Source organism: Cohnella baijiui, assembly GCF_020731285.1.
Classification (GTDB): Bacteria; Bacillota; Bacilli; order Paenibacillales; family Paenibacillaceae; genus Cohnella.
Genome location: NZ_JAJFOW010000006.1, coordinates 163,564 through 182,319, shown reverse-complemented (window position 1 = coordinate 182,319; position 18,756 = coordinate 163,564). Strand labels below are relative to the sequence as shown.

The 18,756-nt window shown below is 60.7% G+C and carries 14 protein-coding genes; 11 read left to right on the top strand and 3 right to left on the bottom strand.

Annotated features, from left to right (window positions below):
- The first annotated feature begins 146 nt into the window (after positions 1-146).
- Complete coding sequence (locus LKX83_RS09175; protein WP_227881872.1) at positions 147-3,497, top strand: DUF5107 domain-containing protein; 3,351 nt, start codon at positions 147-149, stop codon at positions 3,495-3,497.
- A 443-nt stretch (positions 3,498-3,940) separates the two neighbouring features.
- Here the strand turns inward: LKX83_RS09175 and gpmA are convergent, their stop codons facing one another.
- Positions 3,941-4,672, bottom strand: coding sequence for a 2,3-diphosphoglycerate-dependent phosphoglycerate mutase (gene gpmA, locus LKX83_RS09170; protein WP_227881871.1), 732 nt, complete (start codon positions 4,670-4,672; stop codon positions 3,941-3,943).
- A gap of 192 nt (positions 4,673-4,864) precedes the next feature.
- Here gpmA and LKX83_RS09165 point away from each other — a divergent pair, with 192 nt between their 5' ends.
- From LKX83_RS09165 to LKX83_RS09120, 10 genes are all read left to right on the top strand, one after another.
- The gene (locus LKX83_RS09165) at positions 4,865-5,422 is read left to right on the top strand and encodes a CGNR zinc finger domain-containing protein (protein WP_227881870.1); all 558 of its coding nucleotides are present in this window, start codon (positions 4,865-4,867) and stop codon (positions 5,420-5,422) included.
- A gap of 253 nt (positions 5,423-5,675) precedes the next feature.
- The gene (locus LKX83_RS09160; protein ID WP_465249329.1) at positions 5,676-6,479 is read left to right on the top strand and encodes a DeoR/GlpR family DNA-binding transcription regulator; all 804 of its coding nucleotides are present in this window, start codon (positions 5,676-5,678) and stop codon (positions 6,477-6,479) included.
- Positions 6,480-6,539: 60 nt separating this feature from the next.
- Positions 6,540-8,084, top strand: a complete 1,545-nt coding sequence (locus LKX83_RS09155; protein WP_227881868.1) for an FGGY-family carbohydrate kinase — start codon at positions 6,540-6,542, stop codon at positions 8,082-8,084.
- A 34-nt stretch (positions 8,085-8,118) separates the two neighbouring features.
- A complete protein-coding gene (locus LKX83_RS09150; RefSeq protein WP_227881867.1) occupies positions 8,119-9,219 on the top strand; it encodes a M42 family metallopeptidase in 1,101 nt (366 codons plus the stop codon).
- Between the two features lie 57 nt (positions 9,220-9,276).
- A complete protein-coding gene (locus LKX83_RS09145) occupies positions 9,277-10,086 on the top strand; it encodes a BtpA/SgcQ family protein (protein WP_227881866.1) in 810 nt (269 codons plus the stop codon).
- 59 nt (positions 10,087-10,145) lie between these two features.
- Positions 10,146-11,216: an autoinducer 2 ABC transporter substrate-binding protein gene (locus LKX83_RS09140; RefSeq protein WP_227881865.1), complete on the top strand. Its 1,071-nt coding sequence runs from the start codon at positions 10,146-10,148 to the stop codon at positions 11,214-11,216.
- A gap of 20 nt (positions 11,217-11,236) precedes the next feature.
- On the top strand, positions 11,237-12,766 hold the full coding sequence (locus LKX83_RS09135) for a sugar ABC transporter ATP-binding protein (protein ID WP_227881864.1): 1,530 nt from the start codon (positions 11,237-11,239) through the stop codon (positions 12,764-12,766).
- The gene (locus LKX83_RS09130; RefSeq protein WP_227881863.1) at positions 12,763-13,761 is read left to right on the top strand and encodes an ABC transporter permease; all 999 of its coding nucleotides are present in this window, start codon (positions 12,763-12,765) and stop codon (positions 13,759-13,761) included. Before LKX83_RS09135 ends, LKX83_RS09130 begins: the two co-directional genes overlap by 4 nt.
- A gap of 22 nt (positions 13,762-13,783) precedes the next feature.
- On the top strand, positions 13,784-14,851 hold the full coding sequence (locus LKX83_RS09125) for an ABC transporter permease (protein WP_227881862.1): 1,068 nt from the start codon (positions 13,784-13,786) through the stop codon (positions 14,849-14,851).
- A 112-nt stretch (positions 14,852-14,963) separates the two neighbouring features.
- Positions 14,964-15,944, top strand: coding sequence for an aldo/keto reductase (locus LKX83_RS09120; protein WP_227881861.1), 981 nt, complete (start codon positions 14,964-14,966; stop codon positions 15,942-15,944).
- A gap of 195 nt (positions 15,945-16,139) precedes the next feature.
- Here LKX83_RS09120 and LKX83_RS09115 read toward each other — a convergent pair whose 3' ends face one another.
- Positions 16,140-17,621 (bottom strand): alpha-N-arabinofuranosidase, encoded by a 1,482-nt coding sequence (locus LKX83_RS09115; RefSeq protein WP_227881860.1) that lies wholly within the window; start codon positions 17,619-17,621, stop codon positions 16,140-16,142.
- Complete coding sequence (locus tag LKX83_RS09110; protein WP_227881859.1) at positions 17,618-18,679, bottom strand: GntR family transcriptional regulator; 1,062 nt, start codon at positions 18,677-18,679, stop codon at positions 17,618-17,620. The genes LKX83_RS09115 and LKX83_RS09110 overlap by 4 nt, the downstream gene beginning before the upstream one ends.
- Positions 18,680-18,756 lie beyond the last annotated feature (77 nt).

Genomic DNA, 18,756 nt, shown 5'->3' with positions numbered 1-18,756 from the left:
CTAAATAGCTCCTCTTGCGCTTAATTTCTACTAATAGATTTTCTCAATCTAAGATTATCATCCATCACAAACCGCATTTCGTCAATTGGCCTGCCGCTGTCCGCACGGTACAGTAGAGACAGGAAGAAGTCAAGGAGGAATGGAGCATGACAGCGTCGCAAGCGAACGCGCCGGCAACTGCGCGCGTCTGGGAAGAAGAAGTATCGATCCCGACTTACGCGATCGGGAAGCCCGACCGAAATCCGATGTTCCTGGAGAAACGCGTCTATCAAGGCAGCTCCGGCCGCGTTTACCCGCATCCCGTCGTCGACAAAATCGCTAACGAGAAAAAGCAGCAATTGTATAAGATGGCGATCCTGGAAAACGAGTACGTCCGCATCGAGATTATGCCCGAGCTGGGCGGACGCATCTACCGGGCGCTGGACAAGACGAACGATTACGACTTTGTCTATTACAACCGCGTCATCAAGCCCGCGCTCGTCGGATTGGCCGGACCTTGGATCTCCGGCGGCATCGAGTTCAACTGGCCGCAGCATCACCGTCCGAACACGTACGGACCGGTCGAATACCGCCTGTCCGAGAACGAAGACGGCAGCGCGACGGTCTGGGTGAGCGAGATCGACCGGATGTACGGGACGAAGGTGACCGCCGGCTTCACGCTGCACCCGGGCAAAGCTTATCTCGAAATCTCCGCGCAGCTGTACAACCGCACGCCGGAGCCCCAGACGTTTCTGTGGTGGGCGAACCCGGCCGTGGCCGTAAACGATCATACGCAGTCCGTGTTCCCGCCCGACGTCACGGCCGTCTTCGACCATGGCAAACGGGACGTCTCCCGCTTCCCCGTCGCGACGGGCACGTATTACAAGATGGATTACTCCGAGGGCGTGGACATCTCTCGCTACCGCAACATTCCGGTCCCGACGTCCTACATGGCGTACAAGTCCGACTTTAACTTCGTCGGCGGATACGATCACGGCGTCCAGGCCGGACTGCTGCACGTGGCCAATCACCATATCTCGCCGGGCAAGAAACAATGGACGTGGGGCAACGGCGCGTTCGGTCAGGCGTGGGACCGCAATCTGACCGACGAGGACGGCCCCTACATCGAGCTGATGACGGGCGTCTATACCGACAACCAGCCCGACTTCACCTGGCTGCAGCCCTACGAGGAGAAATCGTTCAAGCAATACTTCATGCCGTACAAGGACATCGGGGTGGTGAAGAACGCATCGATCCACGCCGCGGTTAATCTGGAGGTCGACGAGACCGCCCGCCTGGCGACCGTGATGGCGTATGCGACGTCGGTGTTCGCCGATGCCAAGGTGGAGTTGAAGGGCCGAAAGCGCGTCTATCTGTCCGAGCAGGCCGACTTATCTCCGCGCGCGACCTTCAAGTCGGTCGTCCATCTGGATGAGGAGGATCGCCCCAATGACCTGATCGTCTCCGTTCGCGACGCGGCCGGGCGCATCCTGATCGATTATCGGCCGGCGGAGCCGTCGCTCGAGGAAGTGCCGGATGCCGCTGCGCCGCTGCCGGAGCCGCACGAGCTGCGCACGAACGAGCAGCTGCTCTTGTCCGGTCTCCATCTGGAGCAATACCGTCATGCGACGTTCGAGCCGGAAGCCTACTACCGCGAAGGCTTGAAGCGCAATCCCGGCGATATCCGCATCAACACCGCTTACGGGACGCTTCTGCTGCGCCGGGGGTTATTCGCCGAGGCCGAAGGCTGCTTCCGGACGGCAATCAAGTCCATGACCTGGCGCAATCCGAATCCCTACGACAGCGAGGCGCTTTACCAGCTCGGCGTGGCGCTGAAGCTGCAAGGCCGCTTGACCGAAGCCTTCGCAGCGTTCTACAAGTCCGTCTGGTCCGCCGCCTGGCAGGACCCGGGCTACTTCTCGCTGGCCCAGATCGCGGCCGAGCGCGGCGAGTACGAAGAGGCACTGGAGCTGGCCGAACGCTCGCTCATCCGCAACGCGCGGAATTACAAGGCGCGCCATCTGAAAGCCGCCCTGCTGCGCAAGCTTGGACGCCCGGCGGATGCGATCGCCTACGCGGAAGAGACGCTGCGGCTGGACGTCGCCGATTTCGGTTCGGCGAACGAACGGGCGCTGGCGCTGGCCGCGCAAGGCGATCAAGCTGGCGCCGAAGCCGCTCTGGGCGAGCTGCGGCGGCTTATGCGGGACGACCCGCACAATTATTTGAATCTGGCTTCCGATTATGCCGGATGCGGCTTGTTCGAGGAAGCGGTCGACGTGCTGGAGCGCGTCGTTCCGGATGCTACCGCCGAAGCGTACCCGATGCTTCACTACACCCTCGGCTATCTTCATGAGCTTGCCGGCCGCGCACCTCTCGCTGCAGCCTATCGCGACGCGGGCAGGCGGGCCGAAACGGATTACTGCTTCCCGAACAGCCTGTTCGACTTGGTCGTGCTGGAGAGCGCCATCGCCGCTAGCGACGCCGACGCCAACGCCCACTACCTGCTCGGCAACTGGCTGTACGACAAGAAACGCCATGCCGATGCCGTCGCCCATTGGGAGGCTTCCCGCGCGCGCAACGATGCCTTCCCTACGGTGCATCGCAATCTGGCGCTCGCCTATTACAACAAGTTGGGGCAGGCCGAGTCGGCGCGAAGCTCGTTGGAGCAGGCGTTCGCTCTGCGGACGGACGACGCCAGGGTATTCTACGAACTCGACCAGCTGTACAAGAAGCTGGGCCATCCGGCCGGCGAGCGCTTCGGCAAGCTGGAGCGGCACCGGGATCTGGTGGAGCAGAGGGACGATCTCTATCTGGAATACGTCACGCTCCTGAACGCGTTAGGGCGCCATGAGGACGCGCTGGAAGCGCTGGCGGCCAGGCAGTTTCACCCGTGGGAAGGCGGAGAAGGCAAAGCGACCGCACAGCACGTTCTGGCGCTGCTGGAGCTGGCCAAACGGAAGCTTGCCGCTCGCGCATACGTGGAGGCGATTGCCCGCTTGGAGGAAGCGCTCGTTTATCCGGACAATCTCGGAGAAGGCAAACTGACCGGGGCGCAGGAGAATCATATTTACTATTATCTCGGGTGCGCCTACGAAGGCTTGAATCAACGGGCACAAGCCGAGGCGAATCTGCGGGTCGCCTCCCAGGGCCTGGAGGAGCCGGCGAGCGCCATGTACTACAACGATCAGCCGCCGGATATGATCTTCTATCAAGGGCTGGCATGGCTGAAGCTGGGCAACGCCAAAGAAGCCAAGCGGAGGTTCAACAAGCTCATCGATTACGCGGAGAAGCATATCGGGGACGACGTGAAGATCGACTACTTCGCCGTCTCGCTGCCGGACTTCCTCGTCTTCGAAGACGATTTGAACAAGCGCAACCGGATTCATTGCCTTTATATGATGTCGTTGGGTTTGATCGGACTCGGCCGGCAAGCGGAGGCCGCCAGGCACCTGGACGAAGTCGCCAAGCTGGACGTTCATCACCTGGGCGCGAGCATTCACCGGCGGATGTGCGAATAACAGAGGTCGCCAAAGAGGATTAGGAGCCCTGAACGGGGATGCCTGATCCTCTTTTTTCGATTCCCTTCCTGTCGATCGCGCCTTCAGAATAAATTCAGAAATGTCCCCAGATTTTCCTCATGAAGATGAACTAAGATTGTTGTTGGATTGACGCATCGACGGAGGGAGAAAGTTGCGATGGGGGAGTTGCCATTGAATTTCGAAATGCTGCCCAAGCTGATCTGGCTTGCGTTTGTCGGATCCGGCGTACTGCTGATCATCCGTTTTCATTCCAAACGGAAGTAGAGCCGACGGGCCATGTAATAACGTCAACATGGCAAGCGCCGGGATGCGAAGCATGACCATCTATTACATTCGGGACGGATTTCATCGTTAGCGTCAAATAAAAGATCCGCAGCGGCTTCGGATGCGTTTCCGTCGGCCGCTGCGGATTCTTTTTCCGTTCAAAGGTGCTTCGGAATCGCGCCTGCCGGCAGTTCGCCCTCCAACCCCAAATAATAATGCCGAATCGGCATCAACCGTTCGTCCAATTCGTACACGAGCGGAATGCCGGTCGGGATGTTCAGATCGGCGATGCCGTCGGCCGGCATCCGGTCCAGATGCTTGACCAGCGCTCGCAGCGTGTTGCCGTGGGCTGCAATGAGAATATGCTGCCCGGAGGTCAGGGCCGGCGCGATCGCCTCGCGCCAGTACGCGAGCACTCGGCGCTCCGTATCTTCCAAATTTTCCGTCAGCGGATACTCCCCCTCCTTAAGGCTGTGGTATCGGGGGGCGGACACCTCGTAGCGATCGTCGCCCTTCTCCAGCGCAGGCGGCCGGATGTCTACCGATCTGCGCCACAGCCGCACCTGATCTTCGCCGTAACGAGCGACGGTCTCGTCTTTGTCGAGGCCTTGCAGCGCGCCGTAGTGCCGTTCGTTCAGCATCCACGTTTTGGAAACCGGAATCCACATCAGATCCATCGTGTCGAGAATGATCCAGAGCGTCCGGATTGCCCGTTTGAGGAAGGAAGTGTGCGCCGCGTCGAAGACGTACCCGTGCTCGCGCAGCACGTTTCCCGCTTGCTTCGCTTCCTCAAGCCCTTGAGGCGACAGGTCGACGTCCGTCCATCCCGTGAACCGGTTTTCTAAATTCCACTGGCTCTGGCCGTGACGAATGAGTACGATCTTGATCATGCATGCCGCCTCCATGTATCGCTTTACTTCCTATTATAACGATTTGGAATTCAAAATCGAAAAGGAGGGCCGACGCAGCCTGGCTCGGATCTATCGCGACCGTCATCTTGTCCGGCACCGGGAGTCTGTCTATAATGAGGGCATAGCATCGGGTACGGAACCGACAACACGAAATGACGCGAGGAGCCGGTCATGAAGCATTTGTTTATCGACTTTCTGAACAGCGAACATTGGGACGGCTTGCGCGAGGAATCGTACGAGGACCGCTTGGGACGGCCGGATTGGCTGGAGCGGCTGTTGACGGAATGGCGCATTACGCCCGAAGTTCCGGCCGGCGAAGCCGAACTGGCGGAGCTCCGGCGGCTTCGGGCGTGGCTGCGGGAACTCGTGCGGCGCTTGCGCGAACCTCATCCGATCCGGGAGGAAGACGTGCCACGGCTGAACGCCTACCTGGGGGGCGAGACGGGTGTCTGGCAATTCGCGATGGCGGACGGCGACTATCGCATCGAGCGCCTGCCAGCCAGGCGGAGCTGGGAATGGGTGCAGTCGGAAATCGTTTTGTCCTTTTTGCGCCTTCTGACGGAAGGGGAGCCGAAGCGGGCTAAAATTTGTGAGAACTGCTGCTGCAACTGGATCTACTACGATTCAAGCAAAAACCAAAGCCGCAAATGGTGCGATCACGGTATCTGCGGCAATCTGATGAACGTCCGGCGGCACCGCGAGCGCAAAAAGCGTTCGGAGGAGGAGTAGCGAGGCGTTTGTCCTTGATCGCCGGAATCGCAGAGTGATCAAATTGTGATCAATATTAGGATCGAATCGAAGGGCGGATTGCCATGAGCGCATGGTCGAATCCGCTTTTTTCTCGCGCAGTCTATCGTCTGGGTTGGGGAAAAAGCATAATCCGCTTGCATTCCGAACGCTTATCGCCTTTAATGAATGAGAGAACAGTCACAAATATTGATCATTTCTAAAAATAGAATGATCAATTTATGATTATTATTGAATTTTATTTGATCGATATGCTACCATAAAAACCAAGGAGATTGATCGCATGTCCACGGAAAGAGAGAAGCGAATCGTCGAGCTCCTCCAGGAACAATCACCGTCCACCATCGAAGAATTGGCCAAGCAGCTGCAGATTTCCGAAGTGACGGTCCGCCGCGACCTGGCGGCGATGGAGAGCAAAGGACTCGTCGCCCGCACGCGGGGCGGAGCCGCGCTGCCCGATCAAGGGAACGAACCGCTATTCGTGCAGAGGCAGCGGAAAAATCACGATTTGAAGCGCCGGATCGCGCAGTATGCCGCCGATCAAATTCGCGAAGGCGAGGTGATCGCGCTCGACGTGGGTACGACCACGGCCGAATTGGCCAAAGCGCTGGTCAAACGAAGAGGTATTACGGTGTTCACTTCCTCGTTCCAAGTGGCGTCGATTCTATCCAAGAGCAATCTCCAGGTGTACATGATCGGCGGATTAATCCGGTTCAACGAAATGTCGATGGTGGGAAGCATTGCGATCGAAACGATCAAAAAGTTCAACTTCGATCGCTACTATCTCGGCCTGGCTTCCATTAGCAAGGACCGGGGATTGACGGATTACAGCGTGGAGGAAGCGGAAGTCAAGCAGGCTTTTATCGCCCAATCCAAACAAGTCATCGCACTCGCGGACAAAACCAAGCTCGGAACGTCGTCTCTGCTGAAGGTTTGCGATTTCGACCAGTTGAGCGAACTGATTACGAACCGCATCGAAGGAGAAGGAACGCATCCGGCCTTGGAGCTGGGCTTCGGCGGGAAGATCACGTTGGTATAGTCCATCAGTCGTTGGCCGAGGTGAGAAAGGGCAAGGCCGGAAAGAGAGGTGCGGCAGCACGTGTCTTATGTGATGGGAATCGACATCGGCACTTATGAATCCAAAGGCGTGATCGCGGATCGGGACGGCCGCGTGCTGGCGCAAGCCGCAACGCCGCACCGGTTGGAGATCCCGAGGCGGGGGTGGGCCGAGCACGATGCCGAGGCGACGTGGTGGCACGACTTCAAGGTGCTCAGCCGGACGCTGCTCGCCGAAGCGGGCGACCGGCACGGGATTCGCCCCGAAGAGGTGAAGGCCGTCGGGACGAGCGCTATCGCCCCGGCGCTGCTCCCGGTCGACCGGCAGGGACGGCCGCTCCGCAAGGCGATCCTCTACGGCATCGACACGAGAGCGGAGCAGGAGATCGCGGAACTGAACGCGATGCTCGGGGAACAAGCCGTCTGGCAGGTCGCCGGACAGGCGCTGACCTCGCAGGCCGCCGGGCCGAAAATCCGATGGATTCGAAACCGCGAGCCCGAGATCTACGCGCGCACGGACAAGTTCCTCTGCGGATCCGGCTACCTCGTCTACAAGCTGACGGGCGAGTACGTCATCGACCGTTATACCGCCGTGAATTACGCCCCGCTATTCGATATTCGCTCCCTCGATTGGCACGAAGGGACGGTATCCCGGATCACCGATCCGGACAAGCTTCCCCGATTGGCTTGGAGCTGCGACATCGTCGGCACGGTTTCCCCCGAGGCTGCCCAAGAAACCGGACTGACCCCCGGCACCCGGGTCGTCGCCGGCACGGCCGACGCGATGGCCGAAGCCATCAGCGTCGGCGCCGTCCGCCAAGGCGACTTGATGCTGATGTACGGCAGCTCGACCTTTTTTATCCTCACGACGGACGCCATCCTGCAGACCAAGCAGCTCTGGCCCAATGTCCATGCCGTCCCGGGTCTGCACACGCTCACGGGAGGAACGGCAACGGCAGGATCGCTTACGCGATGGTTCGTCGACCAGCATCCAGCGCCGCTCCCGGCGCACCGGATCCCCGGTGGTCCCGCGAATTTCCGAACGTTGGACGAAGCGTACACGTATTGGACGGACCAGGCCGGCCGAAGTCCGCCTGGCGCCAACGGTCTTTTGACCCTGCCTTTCTTCAGCGGGGAGCGGACGCCGATCCACGACGCATCCGCCAAGGGCACGCTGTTTGGTTTGTCGCTGCATCATACCGCCGGCGACGTGTATCGTTCTCTTCTCGAAGGCATCTCCTTTTCGATCCGGCACAATCTGGAAACGATGAAAGACTTGGGCGCTCCCATCGAGCGGGTCATGGCGGTCGGCGGCGGGGTGAAAAACCGCCTCTGGCTTCAAAGCGTCAGCGATATTTGCCAACTGCCGCAGGCGATTCCGAAGGTGACCGTCGGCGCCGCATATGGAAACGCTTACATATGTTCGTTGGCGCTTGGCTGGCATCGGTCTCTTCAGGAGGTGGAGCGGTGGGTTGCGATCGACAACATCCTGAAACCTGCCGCCGACCACTCCGAGCTGTACGAGAAGCGCTATACGCTGTATCGAAATCTGTACGAACAGACCCGCAACTTGATGAAAGAGCTATAAACCGGCGAGACCGCATGGGAACCAGGAGGCAACGATGGACGAGCAAATGACTCAAATGAAACGGCGGCTGCAGGCTTTGACCTCGATCGCGGCGGTGTCGGGCTACGAAGATCCCGTCATTCGCCATATCCGGTCGGAGCTGGAGGCGTCCGGCGATGAAGTCCGGGTCGACGCGCTCGGCAACGTAACGGTAAAAATGAACCGCATCGAAGGAAAAGATCCTTACCGGGTGATGATCTTCGCCCATATGGACGAGCTGGGGCTCGTCGTTACGCACATCGAAGAGACGGGCTTTCTGCGCCTCGAACGGCTCGGCGGCATTCCGGAGAAAAGTCTGGCCGGCCAGACGGTCAGAGCGGAGACGGGCGGCCGAACGTGGCACGGCGTCATCGGCACCAAGGCGCATCATGTGACGCCGTCCGAAGAGAAGTATCGTGTGCTGCCGGTCAGCGAGGTATTCGCGGATTTCGGCTTTCGCTCTCGGCAAGAGGCGGAAGAGGCGGGCATGCATGTCGGGATGCCGGTGGTGTACGCCCGGCAGTTTTTCGATAATGGCACGCGCGTGTTCTCCAACGCGTTGGACAACCGGGTAGGGTGTCTTGCGCTGCTGGAGCTGGCGGACCGCGTCCGCGGCCAGACGTTGCCGTGCGAGCTCTATCTCGTTTTCTCGGTGCAAGAGGAATTCAACCTGCGCGGGGTGCTTCCGGCGGTGAGGCGGATCGATCCGCATCTCGCGATTACGCTCGACATCACGATCGCCACGGATACGCCGGATTTGAATCGCAAAGGGCGTATCGCCCTGGGCGGCGGACCCAGCATCGGCATGTACACGTTTCACGGCAGAGGCACGCTGGGCGGCCTGATTCCGAATCCGAAGCTCGTGCGGCATATCCAGCGGGTCGCGAACGACCACGACATTCCGCTGCAGCCCGCCGTCTTCATGGGGATCTTGACGGACGCTTCCTTCAGCCAACTGGAAAACGAAGGCTTCCCGATGGTCGATCTCGGGTACCCGGCACGCTATACGCACGCGCCGGTCGAATCCGTCGACCTCATAGACGTGGATGGCCTGATCCGGCTGCTGGAGCGGCTGCTGCCGACGCTGGACGGCAGCGCGGATTTCAGCCGCGGCTAATCGAATGGGTTCAACAACAAAACATAGAAGCAATTACGAGGAGAGGATGAAGCGATCATGACTTGGCTTCGGGAAGTATTGGGTACGGAGAAAGCGGTCATCGCGATGTGTCACTTGCAGGCGCTGCCGGGGGATCCCTATTACGACAAACAAAGAGGGATGGACTACGTCGTGGAGATGGCGCGCAAGGATCTTCATGCGCTGCAGGACGGCGGCGTCGATGCCGTGATGTTCTCCAACGAATTCAGCCTCCCCTATTTGACGGAGGTCAAGACGGAAACCGTAGCGGCCATGGCGAGAATCATCGGCGAGCTGAAGTCCGAGGTGAAAATCCCGTTCGGCGTCAACGTGCTGTGGGACGCCAAAAAGTCGCTCGACCTGGCGGCCGCGACCGGCGCTTCGTTCATTCGGGAAATCTTCACCGGGGTATACGCCAGCGACTTCGGCTTGTGGAATACCAACGTCGGCGAGACGGTTCGCCATCAGCGCAGCATCGGCGCGGAAAACGTCAAGCTGCTCTTCAATATCGTCCCCGAAGCGGCCAAATACGTCGCGGACCGGGATATCGAGAGCGTGGCCAAATCAACGGTGTTCAACAATCGGCCGGACGCCCTGTGCGTATCGGGACTGACCGCCGGCGCCCGAACGGACTCGCAGATCTTGGAACGGGTCAAGAACGCCGTGCCGGAGACGGTCGTGCTCGCCAATACGGGCGTGCGCCGGGATAATCTCGTGGAGCAACTGACGATCGCGGACGGTGCCGTCGTAGGCACCGCATTCAAAGAAGACGGAATATTCGAAAAACAAGTGGACCAAGCGCGCGTCAAAGCGTTCATGGACGATGTGAAGGCGTTTAGAAAGCGGTAAAGCCGTCATCTGTAGCGCTTTGGCATACCAATCATCCAATTCGATTAGGGGGAAGTAAGATGCTAAACAAACGCAAGTCGTCTGCCATGGCCCTGTTGCTCGCCTTCAGTTTATTTGTCCTCGCCGCCTGCGGCGGAGGGGACGGCGGAAAAGCAAGCCCGAGCGGGAGCGCGGATGGAGGAGCAAGCGGGGACTCAGGCAGCGCCGGCGGCAAAAAGTACAAGATTGCCACCGTCGTGAAGCTGACCGGAGTCGCTTGGTTCGATCGGATGAACGACGGGGTCAAGGCGTTCGGCCAGGAGACCGGCCACGAGACGTTCATGCAAGGCCCGCAGAAGGCGGACGCCGCGCTGCAGGTGCAAATCATCGAAGACCTGATCGCGCAAAAGGTAGACGCGATCACGGTCGTGCCCTTCTCTGCCGAAGCGCTCGAGCCGGTCCTGAAGAAGGCGCGCGAAAAAGGCATCGTCGTCATTACGCACGAAGCGGACGGCATGGTGAACACGGACTTCAACATCGAAGCGTTCGACAATCTGGAGTACGGCGCTTTCCTGATGGACAACCTCGCCCAAGCGATGGGCGAAACGGGCGAATACATGACGACGGTCGGCAGCCTGACGACCACGTCGCATATGCAGTGGGAGGAAGGCGCGTACAAACGCCAGCAAGAGAAATATCCGAACATGAAGGCCGTCGCGAGAAAGCTCGAAACGAACGACGATCAAAAGACGGCGAGCGAAAAGCTGCGCGAAACGCTCAAGGCCTATCCGAACCTGAAGGGATTCCAAGGCGCTTCGGGCAACGATGCCGCAGGCGCGGCACTGGCCGTCGAAGAGTCCGGACTGAACGGCAAGCTCCATGTCGTCGGCACGAGCGTCCCGTCCGTTTCCGCGAAGTTTTTGGAGAGCGGCGCGATGTCGATGATCGGCTTTTGGGATCCGGCCGAGGCGGCCAAGGCCATGGACAAGCTCGCGGTCATGGTGCTCGAAGGCAAGAAAGACGAAATCAAGGAAGGCATGGATCTCGGCGTCCCCGGCTACGAGAGCCTCAAGGTCCGTGACGGCAAATACTTGTACGGCAGCGCCTGGGTCGGCGTCACCAAAGACAACGTAAAGGATTACGACTTTTAAACGAAAGAGGTGGCCCGAACATGCCCAATGCCCTGATCGAGCTGAAGGGGATCGCCAAGTCGTTCGCCGGCGTCCACGCGCTGAAGGACGTGTCGCTGCGGATCGACCAAGGCGAGATCCATTGCCTGGCCGGGGAAAACGGTTGCGGGAAATCCACCTTGATCAAAGTCATGTCCGGCGTTCACGCGCCGGACCATGGCGAGATCTACTTGGAGGGCCAGCTCCGCACCCAACTGAACCCATTCGAGGCGATTCAAGCCGGCATCCAGGTGATATATCAGGATTTCTCCGTTTTTCCCAATTTGTCGGTCGCGGAGAACATCGCGCTGAGCGGCGAGCTCGCAAGACGCAGGAAGTGGATCGATTGGCGCCGGATGCGACGGACCGCCAAGGAGGCGCTGGCGAAGGTCGGCATCGAGCTGGACTTGGACGCGAAGGTGGAGGAGCTCTCCGTCGCCGACAAGCAGCTGATCGCGATTTCTCGCGCGCTCATGCAGCGGGCGAAGCTCATCGTCATGGACGAACCGACGACGGCGCTGACGCAAAAGGAGGTTCGCGCGCTTTTCGACGTGATCGAAGGACTGAAGCGGGACGGTATCTCGATCCTGTTCGTCAGCCACAAGTTAGAGGAAGTGTTCGCTTTGTCCGAGCGCATCACCGTCATGCGCAACGGCCGCCGCGTCGTCACCGAGGAAGCGCGTAACCTGAACCGGGAAATGCTGGTCTACCATATGACCGGCAGACAGATCGAAGAAACCCATTACGAAGCTGCGAATAAGACAGGCAAGCCGCTGCTGAGGACGGACCGCCTTGGTCTCGCCGGCTGCTTTGAAGAAATATCGCTGGAGCTGTACCCCGGCGAAATCGTCGGATTGACGGGGCTGCTCGGCTCGGGGCGGACGGAGCTGGCCGAGTCGCTGTTCGGGCTGCTGCCGGCGACGGCTGGACGAATCGAAATCGGCGGCGAGTCCGTCCGGATCCGTTCGGTGCGCGACGCCGTGCGTCACCGGATCGCTTACGTGCCGGAAGATCGGCTTACGGAAGGACTGTTTCTGCAGCAATCGATCGAACGCAATCTGATCGTGAGCGTCGTCGACCGGCAGAAGGGGCGTCTGGGGATGGTCGACCGGCGTACGCTGAAAGCGACAGTCCGGTCCTGGATCGAAAAGCTGGGCATCAAAGCGCCTTCTCCGCTCGCTCCGGTCAAGACGCTGTCCGGTGGCAACCAACAGCGCGTCGTTCTCGCGCGCTGGCTTGCCGCGAATCCCAAGCTGCTCATCTTGAACGGCCCTTCCGTCGGCGTTGATATCGGCTCCAAGGAGGACATTCACCAAGCGATCCGCCAGCTCGCCGCGCAAGGCATCGGCGTCCTGATGATCTCGGACGACTTGCCGGAGCTTCGGCAGAACTGCAACCGCGTGCTCGTCATGAAACGCGGCCGTCTAATCGGAGAGGTCGAAGGCCAAACGTTCACGCCGGAGCTGTGGGCGCAGATGCACGAAGAAAATGCCGGGTCGGAGACGGAAGGGAAAAGGGGGGACTCCGCATGACGCGATGGGCGCGATCGAGCGAATTTTACGTCGGCTTGATTCTCCTCCTCTTGTTCGCGATCATCGGGAGCCGGAACGGCGCGTTTTTCAGCGCGGCCAACCTGTTCGACCTGATCCGCAGCGCCATCGTGCCCGGCATCTTCGCCATGTGCGCGACGATGGTCATCATCTCGGGCGGCATCGATGTTTCGTTTCCGGCGATCGCGACGTTCAGCATGTTTTCCGCGACCAAGCTGCTGCTGGCTTGGCATTTTGACGGCCCTGTATTCGTTGCATTCGCGCTCGCGGGCGCGATCGGCCTCTGTCTCGGATTGATTAACGGCCTGTTGATCGCCTATTTCCGGCTGCCGGCGCTCATCGTTACGCTAGGGACGTCTTCGATGTTCAGCGGCTTTCTGCTGACCTTCGTCGGGAGCCGTCAAGTCAGCAATCTCCCGGCGTCGCTCGACCGCTTCGGCAAGCTGCAGGTCGTGAAGTTCGCGGGCGAAGGCGGCATCACGGTCGGACTTCCCATGACGGTCCTCTTCACCGCCGCGATCGTCCTCGCGGTTGCGGGGATATTGAAGTACACGATGATCGGGCGCGGCATATACGCGCTTGGCGGCGATCCCGTCTCCGCCGAGCGGATCGGCTTCTCCGCCAAGTTTCTGCAATGCTTCGTCTACGGCTTTGTCGGGCTGCTGGCGGGCATCGCGGGCATGATTCAGACGACGATGATGCGCAGCTCCAATCCCGTCGATCTGCTGGGCACGGAGCTGCTCATCATCGCGGCGGTCGTCCTGGGCGGCGTGCGCATTACCGGCGGCCACGGCTCGGTGCTCGGCGCGCTGCTCGGACTGCTGCTGATCGTCACGATCCAGAACAGTCTCATTCTCGTCGGCATCCCCTCGTACTGGCAGCGCCTGGTCATCGGCGCGCTCATCCTGGTCGGGACCGGGATCGCGGCCTATCAGATCAAGCGTTCTTCCGCGAAGCGCAAGTCCATTTTAGCCTGACGTCGGACTACAGGAGGTACATATGTCTATCCCTACCGCGAAGCGTCCGGAGCCCGATTCTTCGTACGGCCGTTTCTCCTTTTCGCTCCGGCGCTGGATGGCGCAAGACGGGAACCTGATGAGGTTGTTCGTCATCATGATCGTCGTCTGGGCTGCGATGGCGATGTTAAGCCCCCGGACGTTTCTTACGATCGACAGCTTCAGCTCCATGGCGTTCCAGTTTCCCGAGATCGGCATTCTGGCGCTGGCTATGATGCTGGCGATGATCTCGGGCGGCATCGACCTCTCCATCGTCGGGACGGCCAATCTGACGTCCATCCTGGCCGCGATGATGATGGTGAGGCTCATGCCCGCCGATGCCGGAGCGGGCGAGAGCGCGATGTACATGGCGCTGGGCGTGCTCTGCGCGCTCGTCTCCGGCGTGCTGTGCGGGCTGCTGAACGGCTGGGCGGTCGCCAAGATCGGCATTCCGCCGATTCTGGTCACCCTCGGCAGCATGCAGCTCTTCATAGGACTCGCAATCGTCCTGACCGAGGGAAAAGCCATCGTGGGGCTTCCGGAAGCGTTCTCCTCGATCGGCAACGGAACCTTGGTCGGTTTGCCGGTACCGCTGCTCGTGTTCGCCGCGTGCATCGTCTCGGTTTATGCGCTTGTGAACCGCAGGCCGTTCGGAATCAAGCTGCAGATGCTCGGCAGCAACCCGACCGCGGCCCGCTACGGCGGCATCGACAACACGGCCGTGCTGCTTAAAACCTACGCGCTCAGCGGCTTGCTGGCCGCCGTCGCCGGATTGGTCATCATCGCGCATACGAACTCCGCCAAAGCCGATTACGGCACCTCCTATATTTTGCAATCGATCCTGATCGCGGTCATGGGCGGTGTGAATCCGAACGGCGGGTTCGGCAAAATCGCCGGCATCGTCATGGCGGTGCTCACCCTGCAATTTCTGTCCAGCGGACTGAATGCGCTTCACGTCGGCAACTTTTTCAAAGATTTCGTATGGGGCATCGTGCTGATCCTCGTCATGGTTGCAAACGAAATCGGTCCGAAGTGGCGCTGGCGGCGGAGACAGCCCGAGTCCTCCGTTTGAGCGGCGGTCCCGAACGTTCCGAAGGCGGGCCGAATCCGCGTTCGCATTGGCTTCTCCCGAATCGATGGGATAAAATAGAAGGGATTCTTTCAAATGAGGGAGGAAGAAGCGAATGCGGTATGCCAACTTGGGACGTTCCGGCTTGAAAGTGAGCAAGCTGTGTCTGGGCACGATGAACTTCGGCGTCGATACCGAGGAGAAGGACGCGTTCCGGATTATGGACGCGGCGCTCGACGCAGGCATCAACTTCTTTGATACGGCCAATGTTTACGGCTGGGGCGAAAACGCGGGCAGGACGGAAGAGATCATCGGACGCTGGTTCGCCCAAGGCGGGGGCCGGCGCGAGAAGGTCGTGCTCGCCACGAAGTTTTACGGGGAGATGAGCGATCCGCTGGATGGTCCGAACGGCGCGGCCGGCCTGTCGGCCTACAAGCTTCGCCGCCATCTGGAAGGCTCGCTCCGTCGTCTGCAGACCGATCACATCGAGCTCTACCAGATGCACCACGTCGACCGCAACGTCTCGTGGGACGAGCTGTGGGAAGGCTTCCGCGTCGCGCAGCATCAGGGTAAGATCGGCTATGTCGGGTCCAGCAACTTCGCCGGCCGCGATCTGGTCAAGGCGCAATACGAAGCGCAAAACCAGCGCATGCTCGGCCTCGTGTCCGAGCAGCACAAGTATAGTCTGCTTTGCCGTCTGCCGGAGCTGGAGGTGCTGCCGGCGGCTGAAGAGCTCGGCATCGGCGTCATCGCCTGGAGCCCGCTGGACGGGGGACTGTTGAGCGGACATGCGTTGAAGCCTGTACCCGGCTCCAAGCGCGCGAACAACCCCGCTCGCGCGGAGAAGCACCGGGCGCAGCTCGAGGCGTTCGAAGGGCTGTGCAAGGAGCTCGGCGAGAGCGAAGCGAACGTCGCGCTCGCTTGGACGCTCGCGCAGCCGGCCATAACCGCGCCGATCATCGGCCCGCGCACGCTGGAGCAGCTCGAGGGAGCGCTCCGCGTCGTCGATATCGCGCTGGATGAGCAGGCGTTGCGCCGTCTGGACGAGATTTTCCCGGGACCGGGCGGTCAAGCTCCGAACGCTTACGCCTGGTAATCGCATTGAACGTGGAACGCCCGCAGGCCGATGGCCTGCGGGCGTTTTGGCGTTCGATCGGCATGATGCCGATCGAACGCACGCTCAGGAAGGGTTTAAGCGGCATTGCGACGGAATCCCGCTCGTTCAGGAAAGCCCCGTGGCGGAACTTCTGAGCGAAAGGGATATCGTCCATAGGCGGAAAAGACGAACGAATCAGGCGAGCTTGATCACCGCGACCGAAGCCGGCGGCAGGGTGAAGCGTACGACGCCGTCCGCGAACGTCACGCCCTCGAAGCGGACCGGTGCGACCGTCTCCGGCGCTTCGAAGGTGTTGTGCGCGTCCAGCGCGCCGCCGCGCAGGAGCGTGCCGGACGCGCCGGTGCCGGATGCGCCTTCGATCCGGCAGGCCACGTCCGCCTCGCCGGTCGGATGGAGGTTGCACACCGACAGGTGAATCGCGCCGTCTGCCGCACGGGACGCGGAGGCGTGCAGCTGCGGAATTTGCGCGTCGCCGGACGCGTAGACCGGTCCGTCGCCCAGGTCGACCGGCAGCGATTCGGCATCCTGATGCACCTTGTACATTTCGAATACGTGGTAGGTAGGGGTGAGCAGCATCTTCTCGCCTTCCGTCAGGATGACGGCTTGAAGCACGTTAACCATTTGCGCGATGTTCGTCATCCGTACGCGCTCGCAATAGCGATGGAACAGATTGAGGTTGACGCCGGCCACGAGGGCGTCCCGCATCGTGTTTTGCTGGTAAAGGAATCCCGGATTCGTCCCGGGCTCCACGTTGTACCAGGTTCCCCACTCGTCGATGATGAGCGCGACCCGGCGCTCCGGATCGTATTTGTCCATGATGGCGGAGTGTTTAACGATCAGCTCCTCCATGACTAGCGTCCGCCGCAGCGTCTCGAACCATTCGGCTTCGCCGAAGCCCGTCGCGTCGCCTTTGTCTTGCCAGATGCCGGTCGGCAGCGTGTAGTAGTGGAGGCTGAGGCCGTCCATCATTTTTCCGGCTTCGCGCATGAGCACTTCGGTCCAGTTGTAGTCGCGGTCATTTGGGCCGCAGGCGATTTTGAAGATGCGATTGTTTCCGTAATTCCGCACGTACGTCTGATACCGGCGGTATTCGTCCGCGTAATACTCCGGGCGCATGTTGCCGCCGCAGCCCCAGTTTTCGTTGCCGACGCCGAAATATTTGACTTTCCAAGGCTCGTCGCGACCGTTCGCGCGGCGCAGATCGGCCATGGGGGACTCGCCGTCGAACGTCATGTACTCGACCCATTGCTGCATTTCCTGAACGGTTCCGCTGCCCACGTTGCCGCAGATGTAAGGCTCCGCTCCGATCAGCTCGCAAAGGCGGAGAAATTCGTGCGTGCCGAAATGATTGTTTTCCACTACGCCGCCCCAGTGCGTGTTGATCATGCGCGGGCGGGATTCGTACGGACCGATGCCGTCCCTCCAATGGTACTCGTCGGCGAAGCAGCCGCCCGGCCAGCGGAGGACGGGCACCTGCAGCTTGCGCAGTGCGGCTAGGACGTCGTTGCGGATGCCGTCCGTGTGGGGGATGGGGGAGTCGTGACCGACCCAGATGCCCTCATAAATACATCTGCCCAAATGCTCGGAAAAGTGTCCGTAAATGTTGCGGTTGATGGGGCCGATCGGCGCGTTGGCGCGCAAGGTCATGGCGATCATCGTTCATCTTGCTCCTCTCGGTTTGATGGGGGGGCGAGCGAATCTCTGGAGACGAAATCGGCCGCCATCCGGATCGCTTCGCCCGAAGCCGCGGTATCTTCGAAGCGGCCTTCCGACAGCAAGGCGAGCAGCTCGTCGATCATGCGCTTCATGTCGAGGCGGAAGGTCGACAAACCTGGCGTGAACTGGCCCGCCAGCGGCGTGTCGTCACAGCCGAGCACGGACAGGCGGCGGGGGACGTCGATGGCGAATTCCCGGACCCGCTGGATCAAGCCGGCCGCCATCCAGTCATTGGCCGCGAACACGGCGGTAGGCGCATCGGATTCGCCTAGCTTCAGCAGCCGGACGAGCTCGCCGCCCGCCTCGTAGCCGCCTTGCCAGTTCATCTTGGCGAGAAGGGACGTCACCCGCAGTCCGACGGCTGCCGCAGCTGCCGTGAACCCCGCACTCCGCAGCCGGGCCGAAGCGTACTTGTCCGGGCCGACGAGCTGGACGACGTCGCGATGTCCGGCATCCAGCAGCCGTGCGGCAGCCTCGCGTCCGATCGCTTCGTCGTCGAATCGGATCGCGGCGATGCCCGGTCTTCCGGGCGCTTCGAGCAGCTGCACGATGCGCTTGTAGCAGCTTGCGAGCGCTTCCAGTACGGGCGGAGGAACGCTGCCAATTAGGACGAGCGGCACTTCCGCGTCCGCTTCGGGCAGCGACTCCGGCCGCACGATGAAGAGCCGGAACGCCCGAACCGCGGCCACGTTCGCGAGCCGCGCCAACAGTTCGCTGTAGAACGGGTCGTCCGGCTTCATGTCGGGCGAAGGGAGGACGTGGAGCTCGCGCAAGCCGGCTCTCGGCGACACGTAGGTGCCTCGGCCCTGCTCCTGCGTCAGCAACCCTTCGGCGACGAGCGTCTTCACGGCGGACCGCAGGCTGATGCGGCTGACGCCTAGCGATTCCGACAGCTCCCGTTCCGAGGGGATGCGCACGTACGCGTCCGTCTGCAGCGCAATCGCCCGTTCGCGCAGCTCTTCCACGAGCCTTTCTTTCACTAGCGGTTTGCCTTTCATGCGGCGTTCCTTTCCGAATCGTGTATAATACCAATCTAATACCAATTGACGAGATTACTGTAACACCGCTTCCAACA

What these genes read in the sequence shown, in the direction of transcription:
- LKX83_RS09165 (WP_227881870.1), top strand. Translation starts at nt 4,865, where the DNA reads ATGAAGCATTTGTTTATCGACTTTCTGAACAGCGAACATTGGGACGGC.
- LKX83_RS09150 (WP_227881867.1), top strand. Translation starts at nt 8,119, where the DNA reads ATGGACGAGCAAATGACTCAAATGAAACGGCGGCTGCAGGCTTTGACC.
- LKX83_RS09135 (WP_227881864.1), top strand. Translation starts at nt 11,237, where the DNA reads ATGCCCAATGCCCTGATCGAGCTGAAGGGGATCGCCAAGTCGTTCGCC.
- LKX83_RS09110 (WP_227881859.1), bottom strand. Translation starts at nt 18,679, where the DNA reads ATGAAAGGCAAACCGCTAGTGAAAGAAAGGCTCGTGGAAGAGCTGCGC.
- LKX83_RS09115 (WP_227881860.1), bottom strand. Translation starts at nt 17,621, where the DNA reads ATGATCGCCATGACCTTGCGCGCCAACGCGCCGATCGGCCCCATCAAC.
- LKX83_RS09125 (WP_227881862.1), top strand. Translation starts at nt 13,784, where the DNA reads ATGTCTATCCCTACCGCGAAGCGTCCGGAGCCCGATTCTTCGTACGGC.
- LKX83_RS09175 (WP_227881872.1), top strand. Translation starts at nt 147, where the DNA reads ATGACAGCGTCGCAAGCGAACGCGCCGGCAACTGCGCGCGTCTGGGAA.
- gpmA (WP_227881871.1), bottom strand. Translation starts at nt 4,672, where the DNA reads ATGATCAAGATCGTACTCATTCGTCACGGCCAGAGCCAGTGGAATTTA.
- LKX83_RS09130 (WP_227881863.1), top strand. Translation starts at nt 12,763, where the DNA reads ATGACGCGATGGGCGCGATCGAGCGAATTTTACGTCGGCTTGATTCTC.
- LKX83_RS09140 (WP_227881865.1), top strand. Translation starts at nt 10,146, where the DNA reads ATGCTAAACAAACGCAAGTCGTCTGCCATGGCCCTGTTGCTCGCCTTC.
- LKX83_RS09145 (WP_227881866.1), top strand. Translation starts at nt 9,277, where the DNA reads ATGACTTGGCTTCGGGAAGTATTGGGTACGGAGAAAGCGGTCATCGCG.
- LKX83_RS09120 (WP_227881861.1), top strand. Translation starts at nt 14,964, where the DNA reads ATGCGGTATGCCAACTTGGGACGTTCCGGCTTGAAAGTGAGCAAGCTG.